The sequence below is a fragment of the Bartonella melophagi K-2C genome (assembly GCF_000278255.1).
GTDB classification, from domain to species: Bacteria; Pseudomonadota; Alphaproteobacteria; order Rhizobiales; family Rhizobiaceae; genus Bartonella; species Bartonella melophagi.
Genome location: NZ_JH725081.1, coordinates 241,286 through 266,777, shown reverse-complemented (window position 1 = coordinate 266,777; position 25,492 = coordinate 241,286). Strand labels below are relative to the sequence as shown.

23 protein-coding genes and 3 pseudogenes are annotated in these 25,492 nt (G+C 34.7%); 17 read left to right on the top strand and 9 right to left on the bottom strand.

The features are described 5' to 3' along the window. Positions 1 to 20 precede the first annotated feature (20 nt). The 7 genes and pseudogenes from ME3_RS01045 to polA form a co-directional block, all read left to right on the top strand. Positions 21 to 539 (top strand): annotated as a pseudogene (locus ME3_RS01045) (kinase/pyrophosphorylase); the annotation flags it as partial. A gap of 370 nt (positions 540 to 909) precedes the next feature. Continuing rightward, positions 910 to 1,734, top strand: coding sequence for a pyruvate, water dikinase regulatory protein (locus ME3_RS01040; protein ID WP_007476296.1), 825 nt, complete (start codon positions 910 to 912; stop codon positions 1,732 to 1,734). An 8-nt stretch (positions 1,735 to 1,742) separates the two neighbouring features. Then, the gene (locus tag ME3_RS01035) at positions 1,743 to 2,339 is read left to right on the top strand and encodes a Maf family nucleotide pyrophosphatase (RefSeq protein ID WP_039952430.1); all 597 of its coding nucleotides are present in this window, start codon (positions 1,743 to 1,745) and stop codon (positions 2,337 to 2,339) included. After that, positions 2,332 to 3,207: a shikimate dehydrogenase gene (locus ME3_RS01030; protein WP_007476292.1), complete on the top strand. Its 876-nt coding sequence runs from the start codon at positions 2,332 to 2,334 to the stop codon at positions 3,205 to 3,207. Before ME3_RS01035 ends, ME3_RS01030 begins: the two co-directional genes overlap by 8 nt. Next, a complete protein-coding gene (gene coaE, locus ME3_RS01025) occupies positions 3,204 to 3,806 on the top strand; it encodes a dephospho-CoA kinase (RefSeq protein ID WP_007476290.1) in 603 nt (200 codons plus the stop codon). The genes ME3_RS01030 and coaE overlap by 4 nt, the downstream gene beginning before the upstream one ends. A 4-nt stretch (positions 3,807 to 3,810) precedes the next feature. Next, positions 3,811 to 4,515, top strand: a complete 705-nt coding sequence (dnaQ, locus tag ME3_RS01020) for a DNA polymerase III subunit epsilon (RefSeq protein ID WP_007476288.1) — start codon at positions 3,811 to 3,813, stop codon at positions 4,513 to 4,515. 329 nt (positions 4,516 to 4,844) lie between these two features. Then, positions 4,845 to 7,751 (top strand): DNA polymerase I, encoded by a 2,907-nt coding sequence (polA, locus tag ME3_RS01015; protein WP_007476287.1) that lies wholly within the window; start codon positions 4,845 to 4,847, stop codon positions 7,749 to 7,751. Here polA and ME3_RS01010 read toward each other — a convergent pair. The 7 genes from ME3_RS01010 to ihfB form a co-directional block, all read right to left on the bottom strand. Then, complete coding sequence (locus ME3_RS01010) at positions 7,748 to 8,626, bottom strand: endonuclease/exonuclease/phosphatase family protein (RefSeq protein WP_007476286.1); 879 nt, start codon at positions 8,624 to 8,626, stop codon at positions 7,748 to 7,750. The genes polA and ME3_RS01010 overlap by 4 nt on opposite strands. A 135-nt stretch (positions 8,627 to 8,761) precedes the next feature. Further along, complete coding sequence (locus tag ME3_RS01005; RefSeq protein ID WP_007476285.1) at positions 8,762 to 9,535, bottom strand: Bax inhibitor-1/YccA family protein; 774 nt, start codon at positions 9,533 to 9,535, stop codon at positions 8,762 to 8,764. 991 nt (positions 9,536 to 10,526) lie between these two features. Beyond that, on the bottom strand, positions 10,527 to 11,015 hold the full coding sequence (gene lspA, locus ME3_RS01000) for a signal peptidase II (protein ID WP_007476284.1): 489 nt from the start codon (positions 11,013 to 11,015) through the stop codon (positions 10,527 to 10,529). Positions 11,016 to 11,024: 9 nt separating this feature from the next. Continuing rightward, entirely contained in the window at positions 11,025 to 11,861 is an 837-nt protein-coding gene (locus ME3_RS00995) for a TrmH family RNA methyltransferase (protein ID WP_007476283.1), read from the bottom strand. Between the two features lie 2 nt (positions 11,862 to 11,863). Then, entirely contained in the window at positions 11,864 to 12,796 is a 933-nt protein-coding gene (locus tag ME3_RS00990) for a class I SAM-dependent methyltransferase (protein WP_007476282.1), read from the bottom strand. Positions 12,797 to 12,950: 154 nt separating this feature from the next. After that, entirely contained in the window at positions 12,951 to 13,262 is a 312-nt protein-coding gene (locus tag ME3_RS00985) for a LapA family protein (RefSeq protein ID WP_007476281.1), read from the bottom strand. An 8-nt stretch (positions 13,263 to 13,270) separates the two neighbouring features. Next, positions 13,271 to 13,549 carry an integration host factor subunit beta gene (gene ihfB / locus ME3_RS00980; protein ID WP_007476280.1) on the bottom strand — a complete coding sequence of 93 codons (279 nt, stop codon included), beginning with the start codon at positions 13,547 to 13,549 and terminating at the stop codon, positions 13,271 to 13,273. A gap of 194 nt (positions 13,550 to 13,743) precedes the next feature. Between ihfB and lptC the strand changes: the two genes are divergently transcribed. From lptC to rlmN, 7 genes and pseudogenes are all read left to right on the top strand, one after another. After that, positions 13,744 to 14,388, top strand: coding sequence for an LPS export ABC transporter periplasmic protein LptC (gene lptC / locus ME3_RS00975; RefSeq protein ID WP_007476279.1), 645 nt, complete (start codon positions 13,744 to 13,746; stop codon positions 14,386 to 14,388). A gap of 83 nt (positions 14,389 to 14,471) precedes the next feature. Next, on the top strand, positions 14,472 to 15,077 hold the full coding sequence (locus tag ME3_RS00970; protein ID WP_007476278.1) for an LptA/OstA family protein: 606 nt from the start codon (positions 14,472 to 14,474) through the stop codon (positions 15,075 to 15,077). Between the two features lie 75 nt (positions 15,078 to 15,152). After that, positions 15,153 to 15,878: pseudogene (lptB, locus tag ME3_RS00965) on the top strand (LPS export ABC transporter ATP-binding protein); the annotation flags it as partial. A 495-nt stretch (positions 15,879 to 16,373) separates the two neighbouring features. Continuing rightward, entirely contained in the window at positions 16,374 to 16,700 is a 327-nt protein-coding gene (locus tag ME3_RS00960) for a hypothetical protein (protein ID WP_039952336.1), read from the top strand. Between the two features lie 348 nt (positions 16,701 to 17,048). Further along, positions 17,049 to 17,513 (top strand): PTS IIA-like nitrogen regulatory protein PtsN, encoded by a 465-nt coding sequence (ptsN, locus tag ME3_RS00955; protein ID WP_007476272.1) that lies wholly within the window; start codon positions 17,049 to 17,051, stop codon positions 17,511 to 17,513. A gap of 776 nt (positions 17,514 to 18,289) precedes the next feature. Beyond that, a complete protein-coding gene (locus ME3_RS00950; RefSeq protein WP_007476270.1) occupies positions 18,290 to 18,793 on the top strand; it encodes an invasion associated locus B family protein in 504 nt (167 codons plus the stop codon). Between the two features lie 85 nt (positions 18,794 to 18,878). Continuing rightward, on the top strand, positions 18,879 to 20,066 hold the full coding sequence (rlmN, locus tag ME3_RS00945) for a dual-specificity RNA methyltransferase RlmN (RefSeq protein WP_007476268.1): 1,188 nt from the start codon (positions 18,879 to 18,881) through the stop codon (positions 20,064 to 20,066). A gap of 7 nt (positions 20,067 to 20,073) precedes the next feature. Here rlmN and ME3_RS00940 read toward each other — a convergent pair whose 3' ends face one another. Continuing rightward, positions 20,074 to 20,718 (bottom strand): LysE family translocator, encoded by a 645-nt coding sequence (locus tag ME3_RS00940; RefSeq protein WP_007476266.1) that lies wholly within the window; start codon positions 20,716 to 20,718, stop codon positions 20,074 to 20,076. 199 nt (positions 20,719 to 20,917) lie between these two features. Between ME3_RS00940 and ME3_RS06765 the strand changes: the two are divergent. The 3 genes and pseudogenes from ME3_RS06765 to ME3_RS00925 all read left to right on the top strand — a co-directional run. Then, positions 20,918 to 21,330: pseudogene (locus tag ME3_RS06765) on the top strand (argininosuccinate synthase domain-containing protein); the annotation flags it as partial. A 426-nt stretch (positions 21,331 to 21,756) separates the two neighbouring features. Continuing rightward, complete coding sequence (locus ME3_RS00930; protein ID WP_007476262.1) at positions 21,757 to 23,415, top strand: lysine--tRNA ligase; 1,659 nt, start codon at positions 21,757 to 21,759, stop codon at positions 23,413 to 23,415. Next, positions 23,415 to 24,995 (top strand): peptide chain release factor 3, encoded by a 1,581-nt coding sequence (locus ME3_RS00925; RefSeq protein WP_007476260.1) that lies wholly within the window; start codon positions 23,415 to 23,417, stop codon positions 24,993 to 24,995. The genes ME3_RS00930 and ME3_RS00925 overlap by 1 nt, the downstream gene beginning before the upstream one ends. Positions 24,996 to 25,081: 86 nt before the next feature. Here ME3_RS00925 and trxA read toward each other — a convergent pair whose 3' ends face one another. After that, positions 25,082 to 25,405, bottom strand: a complete 324-nt coding sequence (gene trxA / locus ME3_RS00920; RefSeq protein ID WP_039952428.1) for a thioredoxin — start codon at positions 25,403 to 25,405, stop codon at positions 25,082 to 25,084. Positions 25,406 to 25,492: the final 87 nt, after the last annotated feature.

Here is a 25,492-nt window from a genome sequence, read left to right as displayed (position 1 = left end):
AACAAGAAGTTAAAATTTCTATGCAAAAAGAAAAAAAAAGCTTTCATTTGTATATGATTTCTGACGCAACGGGGGAAACATTAATCTCTGCTGCAAGAGCTGTTGCATCGCAATACACGATGTATCAGGCAGTAGAACATCTTTACCCGATGATTCGTAATAAAACACAGTTGCAAAAAATTCTTGATGAAATTCAAGAAGAGCCGGGTATTGTTCTTTACACAATTATTGATGAAGAAATGAAGCAACTTCTCAGTAAAGTATGTGCCAAAATAGGCATTCCTTGTGTTGCCATTTTAAATCCTGTTTTAAATGCTTTTCAGTCTTATCTTGGAACACCAACAAATTTACGTGCTAGTGCGCAACACGGTCTTAATGCAGATTATTTTCGCCGTATTGAAGCGTTGAATTTTACAATAGAGCACGACGATGGACAATCTCCTGATAGTGTATTAGATGCAGATGTAATTCTCGTAGGAATTTCAAGAACTTCTAAAACACCAACAAGCATTTATTTAGCAAATCGTGGAATAAAAACTTATTATCTATATAATAACAATAGAGATTTATACTTTATTTTATTGTAATTGGAATATTAATCACTATAATTTTAAAAAAATCTAAATTAAAATATAGTTTTAAAAAAGGATTCTTCTTATTAAAACCTGTGTTTAATGTGGATCATTAGTTATACTGTTTCGTCCTCAGTTTTATCCACAAAGAAGAGAAAAAAAAAGTAAATAATAAAAATACTTTAGAAATATTATCCCCATTCTTTTTTAGAAGAGAAATTTATTTATCACAGTCGTCTAGTTTGTGCATAATAACAAAATATTTTTTAAAAGTTTTTATTTTATAAATAAATTGTGAAATTCTATGCACATTTCTTAACAAGAAGTTAAAATTTCTATGCAAAAAGAAAAAAAAAGCTTTCATTTGTATATGATTTCTGACGCAACGGGGGAAACATTAATCTCTGCTGCAAGAGCTGTTGCATCGCAATACACGATGTATCAGGCAGTAGAACATCTTTACCCGATGATTCGTAATAAAACACAGTTGCAAAAAATTCTTGATGAAATTCAAGAAGAGCCGGGTATTGTTCTTTACACAATTATTGATGAAGAAATGAAGCAACTTCTCAGTAAAGTATGTGCCAAAATAGGCATTCCTTGTGTTGCCATTTTAAATCCTGTTTTAAATGCTTTTCAGTCTTATCTTGGAACACCAACAAATTTACGTGCTAGTGCGCAACACGGTCTTAATGCAGATTATTTTCGCCGTATTGAAGCGTTGAATTTTACAATAGAGCACGACGATGGACAATCTCCTGATAGTGTATTAGATGCAGATGTAATTCTCGTAGGAATTTCAAGAACTTCTAAAACACCAACAAGCATTTATTTAGCAAATCGTGGAATAAAAACTGCTAACATACCTCTTATTCCAGGAATTGATTTACCACAAACTCTTTTAGAAGAAAAAAATATCTTAGTTGTTGGTTTAATTGCTTCGGCTGAAAGAATTTCACATATTCGCCAAAATCGAGATTTGGGAGAAGATTTTGCTATTGAAAATTATACTGATCGCACCAGCATAGCTAGAGAGTTGATTTATGCAAAACGTATTTATGAACGTTTTGGTTGGCCTATCATTGATGTAACAAGACGCTCTATTGAAGAAACTGCAGCAGCGGTATTTAAACTTTTATCACAATTTCGTGAGAGAAGATGAAAAAAATTATGGATGAAAATATGTTAATATTAGCATCTCTTAGCTCCTATCGCGCACAATTGTTAGACAAAGCTGGTTTAAAATTCTCCATTGAAGCTGCCTCTTTTGATGAACGAAAAGTGGAAGAGAAAATAAAGACTAAAACTCCTAAAGAAACGAGTTGTTTCCTTGCAAGTGCAAAAGCAAAAAATGTTTCTAAGCGTTTTCCTCATGCATTAGTTATTGGTTGTGACCAAATACTTGATCTGGAGGGTAAGATTTTTCATAAAGTTTCAAATATTAAAGAAGCACATCAACGATTACGTGCTTTATCAGGAAAAATACATTCTCTTCATAGTGCAATAGCTTTAGTCAAAAATGGTCAAGAAATTTGGGTTGAAGCTTTTAGTGCTCATATGACGGTACGTTCTCTCTCATCAGAATTCATTGAACGTTATCTAACGCGTGTAGGGGCGGATGTTTTAAAAAGTGTAGGGGTATATCAAATTGAAAAAGAAGGAATCCATCTTTTTGAAAAAATAGAAGGAGATTTTTTTACTATTATTGGTTTACCATTATTACCTTTATTGGCTAAATTGCGTCATTTGGGAGTTATTGATGGTTAATTTTGCAATAAATTACAAAAAAAAATATCCGTGTGCTTTTATTGCTGGTTATCCTATTCATCATTCAAAATCATCAAAAATTCACAATTTTTGGCTCAAACAATATGGTTTACAAGGTGAATATCTTGCAAAAGAGGTAAAAACCGAAGAGTTTAAAAGTTTTCTTATATCTTCACAAAAAAGGGGTTTTTGTGGAGGCAACGTTACCTTACCCCATAAACAGGAAGCTTTTCATTTAGCAACTTATAAGGATGAGGTAGCAACGGCTATTAGTGCTGTTAATACGTTATGGTTTGAAGGACAAAAACTTTGTGCTACAAACACTGACGCGTATGGTTTTAGTGCTAATCTTGATGAATTTACTCCTGATTGGGTTAAAGAAACAGCACTTGTTTTTGGTGCAGGAGGTGCTGCACGCGCTGTTTTATATATCTTGAAAAAACGTGGATTTGAACGTATTTTCTTGCTTAATCGTACAAAACAACATGCAGACGATTTGGCTGAGTATTTTGGAAAACCTGTCGAGGTTTATGACTGGCATAATATTTACAAAATACTTTATCAAGTTGATTTCATTGTTAATGCAACTTCTGTAGGTATGACAAATCTTTATAGCAAACAAAAGGGTGTTTTTTTTGATTTTCATAAAGTTAAACCAACAGCATTGGTAACAGATGTTGTTTACACTCCATTGACAACTCCTTTTTTACAACAAGCAAAAGCTCATGGTTTGAAAACAGTCGATGGGCTTGGTATGCTTTTACATCAGGCTGTACCTGGTTTTGAACGGTGGTTTGGAACAAGACCGCTTGTAACAAAGGCATTGCGAACAGCAATTGTAGAGGATATGAGTGAAAATAAAATATGAAAATTATAGGATTGACCGGATCAATTGCCATGGGCAAATCAACAATTGCTCGTTTTTTTGAACAAGCAGGTGTTCCTGTTTTTAGTGCTGATGAAGTAGTGCACCAACTTTATTGTAGTGAGCCGGTTTTGTCACTTATTATACGTACTTTTCCAGGTGTTGTTGAAAATGGTCAAGTTAATCGTTTAAAACTTTCTAAAGTTTTGATAAATAATGACGAAAAATTACAAACTTTAGAAAAAATAATTCATCCCTTAGTTTGGAAAAAAGAGAAAGAATTTGTTAATAAAGCACGCCAACAGGGAAAAAAACTAATAGTCCTTGATATTCCGCTTCTTTTTGAAACAAACAGTGAAAATCGAGTAGATAGTGTAATTGTTGTGTCTGCACCATCAGCAATACAAAAGAAGCGTGTAATGAATCGTCCGAATATGAGTGAGGAAAAATTTGCAGTGATCAGTGCCAAACAAATATCCGATGAAAAAAAGAAAGAACGTGCGGATTTTGTCATTAATACGGGAAAAAGTTTAGATAATACACGTCAACAAGTTTTTCATATAATAAAGAGTTTATTAAAGGATGTATCTTTAAAGAATTAAAGAAATGCGTGAAATTATTTTTGATACCGAGACAACGGGTTTAGATAAAGACAGCGATCGTATTATTGAAATTGGTTGTGTAGAGATGGTTGATCGTTATCTTACGAGACGTCAATTCCATGTTTATTTAAATCCGCAAGGAGTCATTATCCCTGATGAAGTTGTAGCGATTCATGGATTGACCAATGAACGTTTAAAAAATGAAAAGAAATTCGAAGATATTGCTGATGAGTTTTTAGAATTTATCGATGGTGCAACAATGGTTGCTCATAATGCAAGTTTTGACATAAGCTTTCTTAATGCGGAATTAGGGCGGATCAATAAACCGCTTATCAGTGTTGACAATGTCATTGATACACTGGCGATAGCACGGCAAAAATTCCCTATGGGACCTAATTCTCTTGATGTTTTATGTAAACGTCTTGGAATTGATAATAGCAATCGTGTTCTTCATGGTGCTCTACTTGATGCGGAGATTCTTGCTGATATTTATATTGAGTTAATTGGTGGAAAACAGGGTGTACTTAGTTTTGATAACAATAGTGACCTTGATGAAAATGTTCAAAATAGCAAGAATATTCCCCATACAATTAAAGTTCGTCCCCACGCTTTACCTTCAAGGTTAAGCGCACAAGAAAAAAATATGCACGCTGATTTAGTTAAAAAAATAGGCGATAAAGCTTTGTGGAATAACTTCAAAATTTTTTAATAAGAATTTAAGTTTCTTTGAAAAAATTATTAAAAATTTGGATTAGGTAATATAATTCTTAAAGATACGACCGTTGTGGGGAGGGGAACACCACAACGGCCTTACCGCTACGTTGTACCTCAGCTATCATAGAAGGAGTAAAATGAAAGCTATCATATCCTATAATAACAAAGAAAAGCTCTCGGTACCAACTATAAAACGCAACGGCTTTATACCTTATAAAAACAAAAAAATGGCTTTTCAGAGGCAACTCTATAAATTTTGAAATGAGATCGAAAAAAATATAAAAATAAATTTGTTTTGCGCTAAAACGAAGAAATGAAATTATCATGGAAACAAAAGATCACTTATTTTTAGTTGATGGATCAGGTTACATTTTTCGCGCTTATCACGCTTTACCACCCTTAAAACGCAAAAAGGATGGGCTTCCTGTAGGGGCTGTAGCCGGTTTTTGCAACATGTTATGGAAATTACTTTGTGATACTCGCAATACGGCTGTTGGTATTGTGCCAACCCATTTTGCTGTTATTTTTGATTATTCGTCTGATACATTTCGTAAACAAATTTACCCTCAATATAAATCCAATCGTGCAGCTCCTCCTGAAGATCTTGTTCCTCAATTTGCACTGATACGACAAGCTACAAAAGCTTTTAATTTGCCTTGCATCGAAAAAAAAGGATTTGAAGCAGATGACTTAATTGCGACCTATGCACGACTAGCAACTCAAGCGGGAGCAAAAACAACAATTATCTCCTCAGATAAAGATTTAATGCAATTGGTAAATACGCATGTATCTTTATATGATGGAATGAAAGATAAACATATCGGTGTTTCTGAAGTCATAGAAAAATGGGGTGTAACGCCTGAAAAAATGATTGATTTGCAAGCTTTAGTTGGAGATCCCACAGACAATATTCCAGGTGTTCCAGGTATTGGTCCAAAGATTGCAGCACAATTACTGAATCAATTTGGTACTCTCGATCTCTTATTGCAACACGCAGCAGAAATCAAACAAGTGAAACGGCGTGAAAATATTCAAGCTTATAAAGAGCAAACAAAGGTTTCTCGTGAATTAGTAAAGCTTAAAACAGATGTACCTATAGACAATAATTTAGATAATTTCATTTTAGAACCACAAGATGGCCCGCGTTTAATTGCTTTTTTAAAAGCTATGGAATTTACAACGTTAACCCGTCGTGTAGCAGAAGCAACAGAATGTGATGCAGAGGTTATTGATGCACTTGATGTAGATACTGAGTGGACCCAAACTATTCATGGGCCTGACTTGGATAGTGAGAAAGTTGGTCCATTATTAACCCATGATTTCTGTAAAGATTCACCACAAACTTTGGCACAAAAACGTAAAGATCAGGTTCTTGTACAAAAAAATATAGGAGATTCTTATAAGATCATCCTTGATGAGAAAATCTTAAGAGAATGGTTATTGGAAGTACAAGAGCAAGGTTATTTTGCTTTTAATATAGAAACAACCTCATTGAATCCTATACAAGCGAAAATTATTGGTTTTTCGTTAGCATTACAACCAGAAAAAGCAGCTTATATACCACTAGAACACACTGAAGAAGGATGTGACCTTTTAGGAGGTGGGCATGTAGTCACACAAATTGAAACACAGAAGGTTTTAACGCTTTTAAAACCAATATTAGAAGATCAAGCTATATTAAAAATTGGCTATAATATGAAATATAATTGGTTGATTATGAAACGATACAACATTGTGATACAACCTTTTGATGACATAATGCTTATATCATATGCTCTAAATACTGGAACTTCGACTCATGATAGGAGTATTTTGTCTGAACGATGGCTTAAGCATAAACCAATTGCTTACAAAAATTTAACGCATAACGGAAAGAAAGTTACTTCTTTTGCACAAGTAGATTTAAAACAGGCAACCTTTTATGCAGCAGAAAGTGCCAATATAACGCTACGGTTATGGCAAGTTTTAAAGCCACAACTTGTTGCACAAAGAGTGACGAAAATTTATGAACGTCTTGATCGACCACTAATAGAAGTTCTTGCAAAAATGGAAGAACGAGGGATTCTGGTTGATAGGCAAATTCTTTCGCGTCTCTCATGTGAGTTAGCGCAGGCTGCACTTTCTCTGGAAGAGGAAATTTATAAGCTAGCTGGTGAACGATTTAATATTGCCTCACCAAAACAATTAAGTGATATTCTTTTTGGTAAAATGGGTTTACCTGGGGGTGTTAAAACCAAAAATGGTCAGTGGTCAACTTCTGCGCAAATTTTAGAAGAATTAGCTGCTGAAAATCATACTTTACCGCGTAAAATCGTTGATTGGCGCCAACTTACAAAATTAAAATCCACTTATACAGATGCTTTACCTTATTACATTTTGCCTGAGACAGGGCGTGTTCACACTAATTATTCTTTAGCAACGACATCAACAGGGCGGTTATCTTCATCAGAGCCCAATCTACAAAATATTCCAATACGGACGCCAGAAGGGCGCAAAATTCGAACAGCTTTTATTGCTCCAAAGGGATGTGTACTATTATCGGCCGACTATAGTCAGATTGAATTGCGCATTCTTGCACATATCGCCAATATCACTGCATTGAAAGAGGCATTTGCACAGGATCAAGATATTCATGCTATAACCGCATCGCAAGTATTTGGAGTTGCAGTAGAAGGGATGCCCTCAGATATACGCCGACGTGCAAAGGCGATTAATTTTGGTATTATTTACGGTATTTCAGCTTTTGGATTGGCAAATCAATTAAATATTTCACGAAACGAGGCAAGTCACTATATTGATATTTATTTTGAAAGGTTTCCAGGAATTAAAGGTTATATAGAAACGACTAAATCATTTGCGCGCCAACATGGTTATGTAGAAACAATTTTTGGACGTCGTATTCATTACCCTGAAATAAAAGCGACTAATTCACAAATCCGCACTTTCAATGAAAGAGCTGCTATCAACGCAACAATTCAAGGATCAGCTGCAGATATCATTCGCCGTGCTATGATCCAAATGGAAGGTGCTTTGAAAAAAGAAAAACTGTCAGCAAAAATGCTACTACAGGTTCACGACGAACTAATTTTTGAAGTACTAGAAACTGAGAGTGAAAAAACAAAGGTCCTTGTTAAAAAGGTAATGGAAAATGCTACAATGCCCGCATTATCTTTGTCTGTCCCTCTTAAAGTAAAAGTCGTAGCTGCTCAAAACTGGAATGAGGCACATTAGTTTTTCTCACTTATTTGGTCTTTAAACGGAGTCATTACGTTGGCAAGATTAAGGTGGGCTTTAATTGGTAAGTGATCTGATGCAACGCGTGCTAATGGTGAATAATGACTTTCAATTTTTGTTACCAAATGGGGAGGAAAAGCAAAAATTCTATCAAGGGCTAGAAAAGGGAAACGAGAGGGAAAACTTGGTACAATCCCTAGTGTGATATCAAAGTAAGGAAGAAAATGATTTAATGACGATTTTTTCCCTACTCGCCATTCATTAAAATCACCAATAAGTAGTGTGGGCATAAAAGAACGTTTTTGCAAAAGTGTAAGAAGCATTTTTACTTGCTGATTACGAGAATGGCGTAACAAGCCAAAATGAGCTGCGATAATGCGAATAAAACCTGTCTCCATTTCTAATTCCGCCATTATAGCACCTCGTGGTTCAATACCAGGTAGGGAGATTTGTAAAATATCATGCACCCGTCCTTGACGCACAAAAAGAGCATTACCATGCCAACCATGTCCATTGGGTGACATGGTATTCAAAGGTACAGGAATCAGATTTGTTTCAGCTTTTAACAATTTAAGATCAATCAAACCAATGCGTTCACCAAAACGTTTATCCGCTTCTTGGAGTGCGAGAATGTCAGCTTGTAATTCTGCAATAACACGTACAATGCGAGTAGGGTTAAAAACTTTATCAACACCTACGCATTTATGAACATTATAAGAAGCAACAATAAGATCATAATCGTTGTCGCAATTGACAATATTTGGTCGGTAACCAGAACGATTACGAATAACACTTAAGAGAGGTTTATGAAGCTTTTGCTGGATAAATGCAGTGGGCCAGCGAAATTTTGGTTTGTGAGGCTTCTTTATCATTTTATGTTTGAGTTAGTTGTTCAGTACACATAAATATAATGCTAAAAGATTAGAGAATACGAGCTTATATTAAAAACAAAAAAGCCCTGTTTCTTGAATGAAACAAGGCTTTTTAATAAAACAATAACTGTATAGTTAATTGCGATTTGAACCCAAAAATTGCAACAAGAAAACAAACATATTAATGAAATCAAGATAGAGATTTAACGCACCCATAATAATTTTACGACCACGAGTGTCATCTGCATCACCTTCATAATACATTAATTTGATAGTCTGTGTATTATAAGCTGTTAAACCCGCAAAAACGAGAACGCCAATTACTGAAATAGCAAATTGCAAGGCGCTTGATCCCAGAAAAATATTAACGACCATAACAAGTAGCAAGCCGATCAACCCCATAAACAAGAACGATCCCATCGCTGTAAGATCACGTTTTGTAGTGTAGCCGTAAAGCGAAAGAGAGCCAAAAGCTGCAGAAGTGATAACAAAAGTCTGCACAATGCTTTCAGGTGTGTAACGCAAAATAATTGATGACAATGAAAGGCCAACGAGCGCTGCATAACCAAAAAAGAGACTACGAGCAGCATTGGTACTAAGCGTATTGATTTTAAAACTGAGAAACAATACAGCAACAAGCGGCGAAAACATAATGACATAAGATAAAGGCGACGTATAAAATGTCACTCCAAATGATGTTAAGTAAACGCTACCATTAATTTGTGCAGCTGCTTGATTTATATCTGCTGTTGTGGCCAATGATGCAATTATATAAGCAGCGGAAGCTGTAATAAGTAAACCAATGGCCATTGTGTTATAGACGCCCAGCATATAACTGCGCAATCCTTGATCGATTGATGCATCGGCATGAGAAACAGACGCCGAACGTAAATTTTTGAAATCAGCCATAATAAAAAGTCCTTTAGCATATGTTCCGTCACGAGTTAGGATTAAAAGGTAAAAATTCCTTTTAATAACGTTATATAAGCTATTATTAAGCTCATATAAACAACCCTAAACGCTGCTGGTAAAATTCCAGCATACGCTTCTCTATTATGGAGATTTATTTAAAAATTACAAGAGACTTTTATTGAAAGGAAAACTTACAAAGTCGTAATGAAAGAGCGCATTTTAACTGGAAATATTTAATTGTTTCAAGAATAATTTTAAAAGATTAGGTAATCTATTTTATCAGTAGCAAGAATAAACAATTTTGTTTGAATAAATCTGAAAAGAATTAGCTATATTCAGTAATATTTATTAATGTGCATAATTTCAAAAATTTAGTTAAGCACTTTATTTTTTAATGAATACTAAAAATTTTTCTATTTTGGGTCAATAATTCATAACTGAAGTACTATCTAGGCCAAATTTTAGTTGTCAGTACTTCAATGGTCAAAACAGGCACTATTTTTATATCGTCAATTTTATAAAAACAAATCAGAATAATCTAAAACAGTAATAAAACCTGCTTTACTAATATCTCCAATATTGTACCATTTACTTGACGGCAGTAAAGAACGTTAAAATAGTCTATGAGATGTTAGATTTTAATCTAAAAGCATTTTTTTCTATTAGCTTAAATCCATAATATCAATCCAGTGTTAGTTTTCTAACGATACGGCTTCATTATACATAATTATACATTAAAAATACTACACAAAGCTGGAAAAAGCTTTAATAATATCGCAACTAAAGAGTGAATATTGAATTTTTCTATTGTAAATTAGGATTACAGTTTCACTAAGCTCTGTAAAGAAAAAACAGTAGCAGATAGAATATAGAATATAAATACGTTGTGGGTTAACCTTATCAGTAGATAAAATAAGAGGTTATATTTATAGCAGAAATAACTTCATAAATATGGCTAATGGGGTAAATTATTTCGCGGAAGTATTATTTATTGAGATAGCGTTTTTTTCGAAGCAAGAATACGAAATTCATCAATTAACACGGCAATGGATCCAAGTGTTATGAAAGTATCAGCGAGATTGAAAATAGCAAAAGAAAAGATACCATCAATGTGGAATGATATATAATCAGTAACATAATGGAAACGAACACGATCAATAAGATTTCCGATTGCTCCACCAATAATCAAGACAATACCAAAATGTGTTAAAATTTTATTATGCTCGATATTTTTCCAAAACCATAAAAGGAAAACAATAATGATGAGCGTAAAAGCAATGAGTCCCCAATGGGAAAAAGAAGAAAGAAATGAAAATGCAATACCAGAGTTACGTACGTGGTAAAGCGAAATAAAAGGAAGAAGCGGAATTTTTGTTTCTAAAGGTATAGTCTGTATAACCCAAAATTTTATCGCTTGATCAAGTAAAACTGTAATAAACAAACCAGAAAAAAGGAAGGATAATGATTTGTGTGTCATATTTTGACCTCACATAGGTTCAAGTGTTAAATAAGGACGGCGAATTTCATAAAGCATAATAGCTGTAGCTATAGCCAAATTAAGCGAATCGGCACGTCCATTTTGCGGAATGCGCACCAGTTGATCGCAGCGATCAGCAAGGACATCGGGTAAACCTTGTTGCTCATTTCCCATTAAAAGTATAATAGGACCTTTTTTGAAATCAACGGTACGATAATCAACAGATGTTTTGAGATGTGTTCCAATAATGATGCCTTTAAAGTGTGTAGACCAATTCAAAAAGGCGCTTTCACTAAAACGGTAGAGTGGTACGGAAAAAATTGATCCCATTGTTGCACGTACTGTTTCGGGTGAAAAAGGATCTGTCGTTTTGCCAATCAACATAACCCCTTTTGCTCCCACTGCATCTGCAGTGCGGATAATGGTACCAAGATTTCCAGGATCACGTACACGATCAAGTGCAATATAAACATCTTGAGTTAGTCCTTTTATCATTTCAATAGGGTGCCACTGTTGTTTGAAAATGCCAACAACTGTTTGCGAATTATCACGCCGGGTAATAGATTCCATAACTTTTTGTGAAGCTTTAATGACAAAACCACCATGAGCTACAGTACGTGCAGCTATATTTTCAATAACAGTGTTACCAACTTTATTTTTAGATAAAATAAGTGTTTGAATTATCCAGCCAAGGTTTAAAGCATCAATCACCAGTTTAAGTCCTTCTGCCATGAAGACTCTATCTCGATTACGGTTCTTCTTTTGATTGAGTGCTTTAAGGCTTTTAATAATAGGGTTGCTAAGAGAGGTGATTTCTTTAACTTGACCTGTTTTTTGTGTATCCATGTTCAAGCAATCCAACGGCTAAAGAGAGAAGTAGAAAGAGCACGTCCAGCAGTTTCTTCACGCAAAATTAGTTCTCCTGATTCAATTATACCACCAAGATTTATGAATTCGTCACGCATTAAAGTATGAAGTGCATAAAAAGAAGCACGAATAGTATAGGCTGTAAGCACGATGGATAATGGTTTATCAGATAAAAGGTTGCGACAATTTTTAATCATTTCTGGTAAATGATCAAATAATTGCCAAACCTCACCATGAGGTCCACGTCCATAAGCAGGAGGATCAAGAAGAATTATATCATAGGTTTTTTTACGACGTAATTCGCGTTCAACGAATTTTACAGCATCGTCACAGATCCAACGAATAGAACGATCTGATAATCCTGCTTTTTCCTGATTAGCTTTTGCCCAAGTGATAGCTTTTTTAGAAGCATCAACATGGGTGACAGCTGCACCTGCACGTGCACCAATCAAAGAAGCAACACCTGTGTAACCAAAAAGATTGAGCAATTTGATAGGGTGCTTGGCTTGAATAATTTGTTCTTCCATCAAACGCCAGTGAGCATCTTGTTCGGGAAAAACACCTACGTGACGAAAAGAAGTAAAACGTCCCCAAAAAGGCAAACCATTCCAAAAAAGAGGCCATGTTTCATCAAGTTGTTTTTTTGGAAAATGCCAGCGACCAATACCTTCCTCATCTCGATTCTCTTTGAAAATAGCATCAACATTTGTCCAATTTTTTTGTGGTAGAACGGGTTTCCATAGTGCTTGACCTTCCGGTCGGATAATGCGGTAAGAACCGTAACGTTCTAATTTTCGTCCATTACCAGAGTCAATTAAGGCATAATCTGCACTGGGACTTGTTTCTAAAATAAGAGGTATTTTTTCTTGCGGGTACACACCATTGAAATGTGTTTGAAAGCATTTTGCAGACATATTTGGTATTATAGTACTTTCTTTGCAAGAAGGTTTATTATGAAAGACTATTGAATTTCTAGAATAATGTGAAAGTTTGAAGTTAATTAAAAATTATAAAAAAAGCAAGAATACCTTTAAGATTCATTGTCAAACACAATAAGGATGAAATTCATTAAGGCGTCATTATATTAAGGTTTTCAGCAATCGACGTCTTTAATTTCTCAAGCTCTGCTTTACTCTTTTTAAGAGCTTTACGATATTGACGTTGTATAAGCCAATGCACTGTACTACTCAACAAAATACCAAGAGCAAGAAAAATAAAAAGCCAAACAAAAAAGGGAGCTTGGTAAGTAAAATTTTCAGAATTAGTTCGAAAAGGATCAAGCGTTAAAGTAACAATTTGACGATTAGCTACAGTAAAAGCAATCAAAAAAATTGTAAGAGGCACTAAAATAATTGCCAAAAGAATACGTTTGGTTGTCATTAGTTTACTCATTTATTCAGTCGATCCCGCAAGTCTTTACCTGTCTTGAAGAAAGGGACCCATTTTTTTTCAACGACAACGGTTTCACCTGTTCGTGGATTACGACCATTGCGCGCTGAACGACTTTTGACGGCAAAAGCTCCAAAACCACGAAGTTCAATACGGTCGCCATTAATGAGCGCTGTTGAAATTTCTTCAAAAACAGCATTTACAATATTTTCTACATCACGCTGAAGAAGATGTGGGTTATAATGAGCAATAATTTGTATGAGCTCTGATTTGATCAAAATAGCCTCTCTATTTACACAAAAAAGATTATATTTTACCAATTATGCATTCCATATGCGCACGTTACGCATATAGATTAATAAAAACAGAATAAAACCAAGAGCAGTCAGATTGCAAGAAGCAAAATTTAAAAATACATATTAAGAGATGCTACAGATTGAAAAAAGTAGAGTATTTGAGAGATGAAACAAATATGACTATGCACAATTACCATGAAGATTTTTCAATGAAATCATCTTCTGATGATATTTTTAAGAAAGCATATCATCATTCGTGTCGAATCCGTTTGTTAAAAATCTTTTTACCTCTCGTGGCATTGATTATAGCGCTGGTTTTTTCTTGGTTTATATTTTTTTCTCTTTCTGTTTCCTCTGGTAGTGTGATTTTAAAGAGTGAAGATGATGAGATAGTAAAATTGATAATGGTTAATCCAAAATTAGAAAGTTATACAAATTCTCACAAGCTTTATTGGCTTGAAGCGCAAGAAGCTTTTCAAGATTCTCTACATTCTGAGGTGGTTAGATTACAAGGTATTGCAGCTGAAATACCTTCAGGCAAATTGGGAACAGCTTTTCTCCAGGCACAAAGTGGGACTTATAATCATATTAATAATCATTTGAAATTAGATAAGCCATTTACAATCAAAACACAGGACAATATGGTCGCACAGTTTATAGCTGCCGATATCAATTTATCTGAAGGCCAATTGAAAACCGATCAATGTGTACATATTAAACGTGCAGGCTTATCTCTTAAAGCAAATACTTTGCAAATTCATGAAAAAGGGCAAAAAATATATTTTCAGGGTGATGTGCATTTAGTGATCGACAAACAATAAATTAAAACCAACACGAATCTTTAAATGATGTTTATGGAAGATAAATCTGTACATAAACAAATGGGAAAATTGAGGATAATTAAGTGCAGCTAAGAACATCATATAAAAAACAAATGGGTTTATATTTGGCTTTAATCGTGGGAACATTAGGATTGACAGTGGTTTTGGGACATGCTGAGGAGGCTCATTTCGGGATTAATTTATCAAATAGTAAAGAGTCCATAGAATTGCATGCAGATTCCTTAGAAATACACGATAAAGAAGAGGTTGCTGTTTTTAGTGGCAATGTTTCAATTGTTCAAGGTGAGCGGCTGATGCAAACATCACAATTAATTGTTTATTATGATAGAACACATAAAGCAATTGATGAAAATAAGAAAAACATAGAGTCAACATCGCCTGTTGGCTTTGATGTAACGGGTATTAAAAAAATGGAAGCGTTGGGAAAGGTTTATATTAAAATAGCCACGCAAATTGCTACCGGTGATAAAGGTATTTTTGATAGACAATCAAATAGGATGGTCTTGACAGGTAATAAAGTTGTCTTGAAAGATAATAATAATATTGCGACAGGGTGCAAGTTGACAGTACATATGGAAAGTGGAAAAGCTTTTCTCGAAGGTTGTCAGGCGTTTGAGAAAAAGAATCGTGCTTCAATCATTTTAAAATCAAGTCAAAATAGCTATTAAGATTTTATGCTTAAAATCAAAAAAACAAAACAAACAACTAGATGTGGTCTTGCAAGTGAAGCTTTAAAACAACCTTTAAAAGGAACTTTAGTTGCGCGTCATTTAGTTAAAGCTTATCGAGGAAGGCAGGTTGTTAAGGATGTTTCTTTTAATGTCTGCACCGGTGAAGCTGTAGGTATTTTAGGCCCTAATGGTGCTGGTAAAACTACTTGTTTTTATATGGTTACAGGTTTAGTTGAAGCCGATGGGGGGACAATTGAAATTAATGGGTTTAATGTCACCCATATGCCGATGTATCAACGTGCGCGTTTGGGTATTGGATATTTACCACAAGAAGCATCTATTTTTCGCGGTCTTTCAGTAGAAAATAATATTAAAGCTGTTTTGGAAGTGATCGAAAAAGATCGCTTTAAACGTCGTGAAGAATTGGATGCGCTTTTATGTGAATTCAAAATTGATCATTTACGCAAAACACCAGCTATTTCTTTATCTGGTGGTGAACGACGGCGACTTGAAATCGCACGTGCTTTAGCTTCACGCCCCAATTTTATGTTGCTTGATGAGCCATTTGCAGGAATTGACCCTATTGCTATTTCTGATATCCAACGACTCGTTCATCATTTAACTCGACGTGGTATCGGTGTTTTGATAACCGATCATAATGTGCGTGAAACATTAAATCTTGTTGATCGTGCTTATATTATTCATGAAGGACAGGTGTTAATTGATGGTTGTCCGAACGATATTATCAATAATGCTGATGTCCGCAGAATTTATTTGGGCAATCAGTTTTCTCTTTGATTATTTTAATGTGTTATAGAAGATCAAATTAAATTTAAAAGATCATAACTATAAGGGGTAAGATGCTGTTTTCTATCAATTGCATCTTAATAATGCTGATGAGGTTTTTTACTAGACAGCCATTTTACGTATTTCCATTACACAGCTATAAAAATCCTCTATTAATGAGCTATTATGATGCCGTTTTAATAAAATAAAAGATCTAGTGATTTGAGTGATTTTTAAGCTCAGAACGAAACAATAAAATTTGTTTTCTTCTTATTTCTCCACTCTGTAAGAATCGCTTTTATATTGATAATATTCATTGTTTTAGTGCATAGATTCTTGTTTGTATGAATTTTTATAATTGCAATTTAATTGAATTTTTTGCTGATATGGTTAGACGAATACCTTAAAAGATGAAACGGTTTTATTGATTTTTAACGTGCTTTTGATTGTATCTTAAAGAAAGATACTGCTAAATTAATCTTATATTGAATGATAAATGGGGTTGTCATGAATCTGTGCATTTCTAGAAAAAATGGGGATGGCAATAAGATTTTTCACAATCAACTCAAACAATGTATCAGTGATTTTATTTCCAAATATTTTAATGGTAGTGTTACGGTTATAGTGCGGTTGTCACATCAAGTTTGTGCTATTTTGTTGATTATATTGCACGATTTAAAAATCGGCACATTTTTACGTACGTCAAACCAATTACAAAATGTGCGCATAGCTTTTAATAGAGTGGTTGAATGTATTTTATACAGCTTTGTTGTTATCATTAGTTGTTTTAAGCCATACACTGATACTCCAAATGAAAATACCATTTTAGCTTAATATGTATGTGGTATTATGGAGCTTATTGTAAGAAAGAGAACGAACTTCTAAGGATTACAAATCAACTATAACAATTGAAAAGTTAATAAAAATGATGACAGCTATTACTCGAGCGGGAATTAAATTTTGATTGACAAGGTAGTCTTATTTTTGTTTTCCCAATGTTGTTGAGAACAGGCTGAGCGTGTTTATCATCAAACTAATAGTGATATTAGAAAGATTAATTCATAGTTACTGTGAAAAAATAATATACATAAGATATTGACAGAAATCGACAAAAATTCTTAAAAATTAATACTATTTTGGGATTTGTAAATAAGTATTCAGGCGTAAAAAAGGAAATAAGTTATGAATTTGAGTGAGTTAATTGCACCAGAAGCAATTATTCCAGTGCTTAAAGCAAATTCGAAAAAACAAGTCCTGAAAATTTTAGCTGAGAAAGCTAATGAGTTAACAGGCCTTAATGAGCGTATGGTTTTTGATGTTATTTTGCAGCGTGAAAAATTGGGATCAACTGGTGTGGGAAATGGCATCGCGATCCCTCATGGGAAATTTCCTAATATTGATCGAAATATCTGTATCTTTGCTCGTCTTGAACATCCAGTTGATTTTGAAACTTTTGATGATGAACCTGTTGACCTTGTTTTTCTACTCTTAGCACCAGAGCATGCTGGCACGGATAATTTGAAAGCTTTGTCACAAATTATGCGTATTTTGCATTATTCTGACGTTATTGATAAATTACGCAATACACATGATGTTGATGCACTTGATGCTTTATTACTTCAACATTTAACATTAAATGCAGCCTGAAAAGGCAATCTAGTCTTTTTTGTAAATATTTAAAAGTTGGAAGGCGCATAATATCTGATAATTTTGCGATATTTATTTTGAACAAGCAAAAAAGGAAAAGGCATAAAATAGCATCACACATAAATCTAAAAGTTGGCTTTAACTGATAAGGAATGTGAAGTTTGTTAATTGCTTGAGCTTTAAGCACACTATAGTAAGTGAACATAAAGTTTCGTATTTGTGTATAAGTAAAGCAGTGATCAATATAGAGACAAAACTACTCTTGTATTTTTATGCATGTAGATCCAATTTTTGATATCGATTAATGATAACAACAAGATTTTAAAATTCAGAATTTCCCACACAAAATACGTTTTTCAAAGTTGTGTAATAATTCATTTGTATACAGTATAATTCTTACAATTTGTTGCTTAACGATTTGACAATGTGTTTATTTTTTGTTCTATTTTGTAATCAAATTATCAAGCAGAGCAAGGTGTATTTTTATTTTAAACGGCAGAAATATACTCGTTTACGAAAACATAAGTGTTTTATGCAAAAATAAATTTGACGAAATGAAATCAGAGTGTTGTCTTTTTATCTGGTTATAAATAAAAAAATTTATATTCTATAAAAGCCAAAAGATTACACTAGAATGAAAGGCTTATTTTAATTGGGGGCCTTATTTTATTGTTAAATAATTAACAACAATAATGCTAAATGTTTAGCCAGCCTTTGTTAGGCTTCATTAATAAAAGAATTTTGTTAAAGAGAATAAAGAAGTGAGCTAAATGAAGATGTTAAAAAAGACTTTTATCACTACGTCTGTGATGATTCTAGCTGCTGCTGGGATAACATGGGCACAAACGCCAAATCGCCTAAATCAATTTGAAGCTTGGGGAGCTTATTCTTATAAATCATCAGAAAATACAGTTTGTTACGTGTTATCAGTACCTTTAAGTGCGCTTCCAACAACTGTTAATCATGGTGATAATTTCTTTTTGATCACTAAACGTTCTGATTCACCTATTACATTTGAACCGCAATTTATGGCTGGTTATACACTTAAGGAAGGGTCAAAAGTTACTGTAACTGTTGGAGATAAAGATTTTGACTTTTTTACAAAGGATTCATCAGCTTGGTTAGCATCATCGGAGATGGAAAAACAGCTTGTTTCTGTTATGCGTTCGGGTAAAGATATGGTGGTAAAAGCGACCTCAAAACGGGGAACGCATACTACTTATACTTATTCCTTAAAAGGGGTGACGGCTGCGTTAAATATGGCACAAAAATGTCATTAAAGCGCTTATAATTTTAAAAATAGCTATATAAACTGGAAATTAATGGCTATTTTATATAATTTTTCAACTAAATGGTGCATGTCAAGTGCTCAAAGTAAATGATATTGAGATAAAGGAGAGGTCTAAACTATCCTTAATTGGCTTATCACGTGATGAAATGGTGCAAGCTTTGGAGGAAATTGATGTACCAAAACATCAAACGCGTATGCGCGTACGTCAACTTTGGCATTGGCTTTATGTGCGTGGTGTTTCACATTTTGATGAAATGTTAAATATTGCTAAGCCAATGCGCAGAATGCTTCAAGATCATTTTTCTATTGCGCGTCCGGAAATTGTTGAAGAACAAACATCAAACGATGGTACATGTAAATGGCTTTTGCGTTTCCCAGCGCGTGGTGCTGGAAAGCCTGTTGAAATTGAGACAGTTTATATTCCTGAAGAAGGGCGCGGTACTTTATGTATTTCATCTCAAGTAGGGTGTACATTAACCTGTTCTTTTTGTCATACGGGAACACAGACACTTGTTCGTAATTTGACAGCTGAAGAAATTTTGGCGCAATTGTTAGTTGCACGTGATCGTTTGGGTGATTTTCCTGAGAAAAATACACCTAATGGTGCAGCCGTTTCAATCGAAGGGCGCAAAGTCACCAATATTGTTATGATGGGTATGGGTGAACCGCTTTATAATTTTGAAGCGGTCAAAAAAGCTTTATTGATTGCATCCGATGGTGATGGACTCTCTTTATCGAAACGGCGAATCACACTTTCAACAAGTGGAGTAGTTCCTGAAATTATACGAGCCGGAAAAGAAATTGGAGTTATGTTAGCGATCTCCCTCCATGCTGTACATGATACATTACGAGATATATTGGTACCAATCAATAAAAAATATCAGCTTGCTCTGTTAATGGACGCTTGTCGTAATTATCCTGGTCTTTCTAATGCAAAACGAATTACATTTGAATATGTTATGCTGAAAGACGTAAATGATAGTTTGGATGATGCTAAACAATTAGTACAATTGCTTAAAGGTATTCCTGCTAAGATTAATTTGATTCCTTTCAATTCATGGCCGGGAAGTCATTATCAATGTTCTGATTGGGAACAAATTGAACGCTTTGCTGATGTCATTAATCGAGCAGGTTATGCTTCACCCATTCGGATGCCACGTGGTCGCGATATTTTAGCTGCCTGTGGACAGCTAAAATCAGCTTCAGAACGCTTACGTAAATCTGAGCGATTACAATGTAAAAATACAACTAGGGATGAATAAGCTTAATTTAGTACGCTTTGATAATAAGTAGGCGTAAAGCAAAAATAATGAAGATAGCGGCAATAAGCCAATTGAGCATGCGAATGTAAAAAGGGTTTTCCTTTAAACTCGTGGAAAATTTGTTGGCCATAAGAACCAATAAAATTGTAATGGGTAAAGATATAGGGATATAGGAAAGTCCCAAAATAAACAATTTTTGTTTGACCATAGGGTCATTAACATCGATAAATTGAGGTAAGAAAGTCATATTAAAAAGAATAACTTTGGGATTTAAAAGATTAATTCCAACTCCTGCAAGATAATTACGTTTGAGGCTTTGATGTTTTGGTGGGGATGTCTGTTGTAGGGAAAATGTTGAGTTTTTTAACAATGTTTGAAAAGCAAACCATAGAAGAAAGAAAGCACCAACAATTTTCAGAAGAAAAAAAGCCCTCGGTGAGGTGACAATAAGTGCTGATAAACCAATAACCACGGCAGTAACTTGAATAGCAAAACCCGTTGCACTACCAAAGGCACACATAATCCCAGCTTTTTTATTTTGTGCAATAGTCCGTCCCACTGAAAGCATCATATCAGGTCCTGGGATAAGCGCTAAAATCAAAGATGTTAGAGCGAATTGTACAAAAATGGGCCATTCAGGGAAAAATGACATTTAAACTTCCTTTATATAAAGAGATTGCTATAACGTAAATTTTTCACATACACATTTTTTTTAAGCTTTTTCATTCTTTTTTGCATCCTTTTAATACTGTTTAAAGGGAATTTATTTTGATTGCTTGCATGGGTTTGATTTCTGAATAAAAGAAAAGAAGGAAAATCATGTAGAGCTTTAAAGTGAAAAATGGCAAGATATTAAGAAAGTTGTTTTAGCTTATTCAGGAGGATTAGATACGTCAATCATTCTTAAATGGTTACAAAGCGAACTCGGTGTTAAAGTTGTAACTTTTACAGTTGATTTGGGGTAAAGGGAAGAATTAAAGCCTGCCGTTTAAAGCCAAAATCTTGGTTTAAGGAAATCTATATTGAAGATTTGCGTGAACAATTTGTACGTGATTTTGTGTTTCTAATGTTTCGAACAAATGCAGTTTATGAAGGGGTTTATCTTTTGGGAACATCAATTGCTCGCTCACTTATTTCAAAACATCTTATTGAAATTGCTAAAGAAACAGGTGCAGATGCAATTGCTCATGGCGCAACAAGAAAAGGGAATAATCAAGTACGTTTTGAACTTTCTGCCTATGCTCTTAACCCCGATATTAAAGTTAAAGATGTTGCTGGCTTTATTAAATTAAATGCTTTACGCTTGGGTACATTAGCAATGCGTTCATCAAAATTATAGATGAAAATAATAAAAAACTACTTTAATATTTTTTCTGGAAACATAACTTTTAGCTAAAATATTTAACAGAGTTTTTTATTACTCATTTTTACCAACAACAGATACGTTATTTGTCTATGTTGTTTTCAATGTGAAAGGGTTTGTTTTCTTTTGGAGTAAGTGTAGTAGGGTGAAGTTTAAAATGACGACACTTAAAAAAGCCAATTAAAGTATAAAAGCAAGGCTTATTGTAAAGTAATAAAATGAGATAAAAGAATTTTGCTACTTTTTAACTTTGCTATTATTGACGAATAAATTCAATAACCATGCACCATGGTATTAAACAATTTAATTTAAGGATAAAAATTATAAATGCGTGATCAATGTGCTGCCCTTAGTCTTACACCCAAATTAGTTGATGCAGCTGCTCAGTCGAAAGCTTGGCCGTTTGAAGAAGCACGCAAAATTATCAAGCGTTATGAAAAAACAGGTTATCCAGAGAGCGTTTTATTTGAAACAGGTTATGGACCTTCTGGTTTGCCGCATATTGGTACTTTTGGAGAAGTGGCACGCACGACCATGGTACGCCATGCGTTTCACATTTTAACTGAGAATCAAGTTAAAACAAAACTTTTGTGTTTTTCTGATGATATGGATGGTTTGCGCAAAGTTCCTGATAATATACCTAACCGTGAAAAGATGGAACGTTATCTTGGTCAGCCACTTAGTCGTGTGCCAGATCCTTTTGGGGATGTTTATCCTTCTTTTGGAGCAGCTAATAATGCGCGTTTGTGCACTTTTCTTGATCGCTTTGGTTTTGATTATGAATTTGTCAGTTCTACCGATTATTATAACTCTGGTCGTTTTGATGAAGCACTTTTAAAAATACTCGCCTGTTATGACCAGATTATGGACATTATTCTACCAAAATTGGGTGAAGAGCGGCGTGCAACATATTCACTCTTTTTACCTATCTCTCCTGTTTCTGGAAAAGTCTTACAGGTACCAATGATTGACCGTAATGTTGAGAAAGGCACTGTCACTTATATAGAACCTGAAACAGGTGAAACAATTGAAACAGAAATCACACGTGGAAAGGTTAAATGCCAGTGGAAGGTGGATTGGGCAATGCGCTGGAAAGCGCTTGGGGTTGATTATGAAATGGCAGGAAAAGATCTTATCGATTCTGTCACTCTTTCTTCTAAAATTTGCAAAGTACTTGATGGTAATCCGCCTGAAGGGTTCAATTATGAGCTTTTTTTAGATGATAAGGGGCAAAAAATTTCCAAATCTAAAGGGAATGGTCTGACTATTGATGAATGGTTAACTTATGCACCAACAGAAAGCCTAGCACTTTATATGTTTTTAAAGCCTAAAACGGCAAAACGACTTTATTTTGATGTCATTCCAAAAGCTGTTGATGAATATTATGCACATCTTTCAGCTTATAATCGTCAGTTGTGGAAAGAACGGCTAAATAACCCCGTATGGCATATCCATAATGGTTGCCCTCCACAGATTAGCTTGCCTGTATCTTTTGCTATGTTATTGAATTTAGTAAGTGCTTCAAATGCTGAAAATAAAGAAGTTCTTTGGGGATTTATTTCTCGCTATGCTAAAGGAGCAAATCCGCAAACATACCCAATACTTGACCAGTTAGTGGAATTTGCCATTAAATATTTTGGTATTTTTGTAAAACCAAACAAAAAATTTCGCATACCTGATGAAGATGAACGTTTAACATTGGCTAAAATTGATGAAAAATTAGCCAGCCTTCCAGAAACTGTTGATGAAAATACAATTCAAAATGCACTTCTTGATGTTGCACGTTTAACCGAGCGTTATCAAGATCATAACAAAAAAAGTCCTGAAGGGGGTCCTGGTGTTTCGAATGTTTTTTTTCAAATGCTCTATGAAGTCCTTTTAGGGCAAGAACGGGGGCCAAGGTTTGGATCGTTTATTGCACTTTATGGAATTGATAAAATGCGTGCTCTCATTGTTGAAGTGCTTGCACGGCCTGTGGGGGAATAATGGAAAATAGAGCACAAGAGGTAAAGCGACGGCGTACATTTGCGATTATTGCTCACCCTGATGCAGGAAAGACGACGTTAACAGAGAAATTTTTACTGTTTGGTGGAGCTATTCAACTTGCTGGTGAGGTGAGAGCAAAAAAAGACCGTATTCAAACTCGTTCCGATTGGATGAAAATTGAACGTGACCGCGGTATTTCGGTTGTAACATCTGTGATGACATTTGAATATGAGGGGCATATTTTTAATTTATTAGATACTCCAGGCCATGCTGATTTTGCCGATGATACATACCGCACTCTCACGGCGGTTGATAGTGCTATTATGGTATTGGATGGTGCACGCGGAATTGAGCCTAGGACATTAAAGCTATTTGAAGTTTGCCGAATGAGGGACATCCCTATTGTTACTTTTGTTAACAAAATGGATCGTGAGGCGCGTGATCCCCTAGAAATTTTAGATGAAATTGAAGAAAAACTTGCTCTTGATACTGCTCCAATCACGTGGCCTGTAGGTATAGGTAAAGATTTTAAAGGTACTTTTGATCTTCATCATAATCGTTTTCGTCAACATGATGATGAAGTAACTCCACAAATAGTATCTGGGCCTGTTGAAGTTTCTAATTTACTTTCTGAAAATCAACGTGCTTCTTTTGTTGAAGGAGTAGAGTTTGCCCGTAATGCATGCAAAAATTTTGATTTTCAAGCTTTCTGTGAAGGTCATATGACACCTGTTTATTTTGGTTCAGCTTTACGTAATTTTGGTGTTCGTGATTTGATAAATGCGTTAGTTGATTTTGGTCCAAGTCCTCGTGATCAGGTGGCTGATCAGCGCACTGTAATGGCTATAGAATCTAAGATGACAGGATTTGTCTTTAAAATTCAAGCCAATATGGATCCCAATCATCGTGATCGGATTGCATTTTTACGGGTATGTTCGGGGACGCTTAAGCGTGGTATGAAGACAAAATTAGTTCGGACGGGAAAACCAATGACGCTTTCGACACCGCAATTTTTCTTTGCTCGTTCACGCCAAATTGCTGATCAAGCCTATGCTGGTGATGTAGTCGGGATTCCTAATCATGGAACTTTGCGAATTGGTGATACTTTGACTGAAGGGGAGGATATTTTCTTTAAAGGTTTACCAAATTTTGCACCAGAAATTTTGCGTCGCGTATGTTTAAGTGATCCCATGAAAGCAAAAAAGCTTAAAGAAGCTTTGCGGCAAATGGCTGAAGAGGGAGTTGTTCAACTCTTTATTCCTGACGATGGATCACCTGCTCTTATTGGTGTTATTGGTGCTTTGCAAATTGATGTTTTAATAGAAAGACTGAAGGTGGAGTATTCTTTACCCGTAAACTTTGAACCGGCGCGTTTTAATATTTGTCGTTGGATTTTTACAGATGATAAAGATGAACTTCAAAATTTTCTCACAAATCACCGTTCTGCTATTGCTCATGATTTGGATGGTGATCCGGTTTTTTTAGTAGAAAATCATTTTTCATTGAATTATGAAGCAGAACGAGCTCCAAAAATAAAATTTTCACTTTTTAAGGATTATCAAATCCGTTCTAAACAATAATTTGTTTCAGCAAAGAAAATCGTTTTAAGAAGGTAAAAAGCTCTTTAAAACTTCTCTTTTTGTATAAAAGTTTATTATAAGAAGATTTAACCAAGCCCCTCTTTAATCCATTCGCAAAGGCGTCCTTTAGAAATGGCACCAACCATATGAGATGAGATATTTCCATTTTTAAACATCAAAAGGGTGGGGATCGAGCGAACTCCATATTGTGTAGCCAGTTCTGGATTTTCATCAATATTAACTTTGGCAATTTTCACCTGACCTTGCATTTCCATTGAAATTTCATCAAGGATTGGTGCAATCATTTTGCAAGGGCCACACCATTCTGCCCAAAAATCAACTACAACAGGGGTGGAAGAGGTAAGAACTTCGTTTTCGAAATTGCTATTATCAGCTTTTATACATGTCATTGATTGAACCTTTATATATTCATTTATACATATTAGAATGACTTTGATTAATGTCAAGTAATGATAAACTAAAGGAGGACAAGACCT

What these genes read in the sequence shown, in the direction of transcription:
- ME3_RS01040 (WP_007476296.1), top strand. Translation starts at nt 910, where the DNA reads ATGCAAAAAGAAAAAAAAAGCTTTCATTTGTATATGATTTCTGACGCA.
- ME3_RS01035 (WP_039952430.1), top strand. Translation starts at nt 1,743, where the DNA reads ATGGATGAAAATATGTTAATATTAGCATCTCTTAGCTCCTATCGCGCA.
- ME3_RS01030 (WP_007476292.1), top strand. Translation starts at nt 2,332, where the DNA reads ATGGTTAATTTTGCAATAAATTACAAAAAAAAATATCCGTGTGCTTTT.
- coaE (WP_007476290.1), top strand. Translation starts at nt 3,204, where the DNA reads ATGAAAATTATAGGATTGACCGGATCAATTGCCATGGGCAAATCAACA.
- dnaQ (WP_007476288.1), top strand. Translation starts at nt 3,811, where the DNA reads ATGCGTGAAATTATTTTTGATACCGAGACAACGGGTTTAGATAAAGAC.
- polA (WP_007476287.1), top strand. Translation starts at nt 4,845, where the DNA reads ATGGAAACAAAAGATCACTTATTTTTAGTTGATGGATCAGGTTACATT.
- ME3_RS01010 (WP_007476286.1), bottom strand. Translation starts at nt 8,626, where the DNA reads ATGATAAAGAAGCCTCACAAACCAAAATTTCGCTGGCCCACTGCATTT.
- ME3_RS01005 (WP_007476285.1), bottom strand. Translation starts at nt 9,535, where the DNA reads ATGGCTGATTTCAAAAATTTACGTTCGGCGTCTGTTTCTCATGCCGAT.
- lspA (WP_007476284.1), bottom strand. Translation starts at nt 11,015, where the DNA reads ATGACACACAAATCATTATCCTTCCTTTTTTCTGGTTTGTTTATTACA.
- ME3_RS00995 (WP_007476283.1), bottom strand. Translation starts at nt 11,861, where the DNA reads ATGGATACACAAAAAACAGGTCAAGTTAAAGAAATCACCTCTCTTAGC.
- ME3_RS00990 (WP_007476282.1), bottom strand. Translation starts at nt 12,796, where the DNA reads ATGTCTGCAAAATGCTTTCAAACACATTTCAATGGTGTGTACCCGCAA.
- ME3_RS00985 (WP_007476281.1), bottom strand. Translation starts at nt 13,262, where the DNA reads ATGACAACCAAACGTATTCTTTTGGCAATTATTTTAGTGCCTCTTACA.
- lptC (WP_007476279.1), top strand. Translation starts at nt 13,744, where the DNA reads ATGACTATGCACAATTACCATGAAGATTTTTCAATGAAATCATCTTCT.
- ME3_RS00960 (WP_039952336.1), top strand. Translation starts at nt 16,374, where the DNA reads ATGAATCTGTGCATTTCTAGAAAAAATGGGGATGGCAATAAGATTTTT.
- ptsN (WP_007476272.1), top strand. Translation starts at nt 17,049, where the DNA reads ATGAATTTGAGTGAGTTAATTGCACCAGAAGCAATTATTCCAGTGCTT.
- ME3_RS00950 (WP_007476270.1), top strand. Translation starts at nt 18,290, where the DNA reads ATGTTAAAAAAGACTTTTATCACTACGTCTGTGATGATTCTAGCTGCT.
- ME3_RS00940 (WP_007476266.1), bottom strand. Translation starts at nt 20,718, where the DNA reads ATGTCATTTTTCCCTGAATGGCCCATTTTTGTACAATTCGCTCTAACA.
- ME3_RS00930 (WP_007476262.1), top strand. Translation starts at nt 21,757, where the DNA reads ATGCGTGATCAATGTGCTGCCCTTAGTCTTACACCCAAATTAGTTGAT.
- ME3_RS00925 (WP_007476260.1), top strand. Translation starts at nt 23,415, where the DNA reads ATGGAAAATAGAGCACAAGAGGTAAAGCGACGGCGTACATTTGCGATT.
- trxA (WP_039952428.1), bottom strand. Translation starts at nt 25,405, where the DNA reads ATGACATGTATAAAAGCTGATAATAGCAATTTCGAAAACGAAGTTCTT.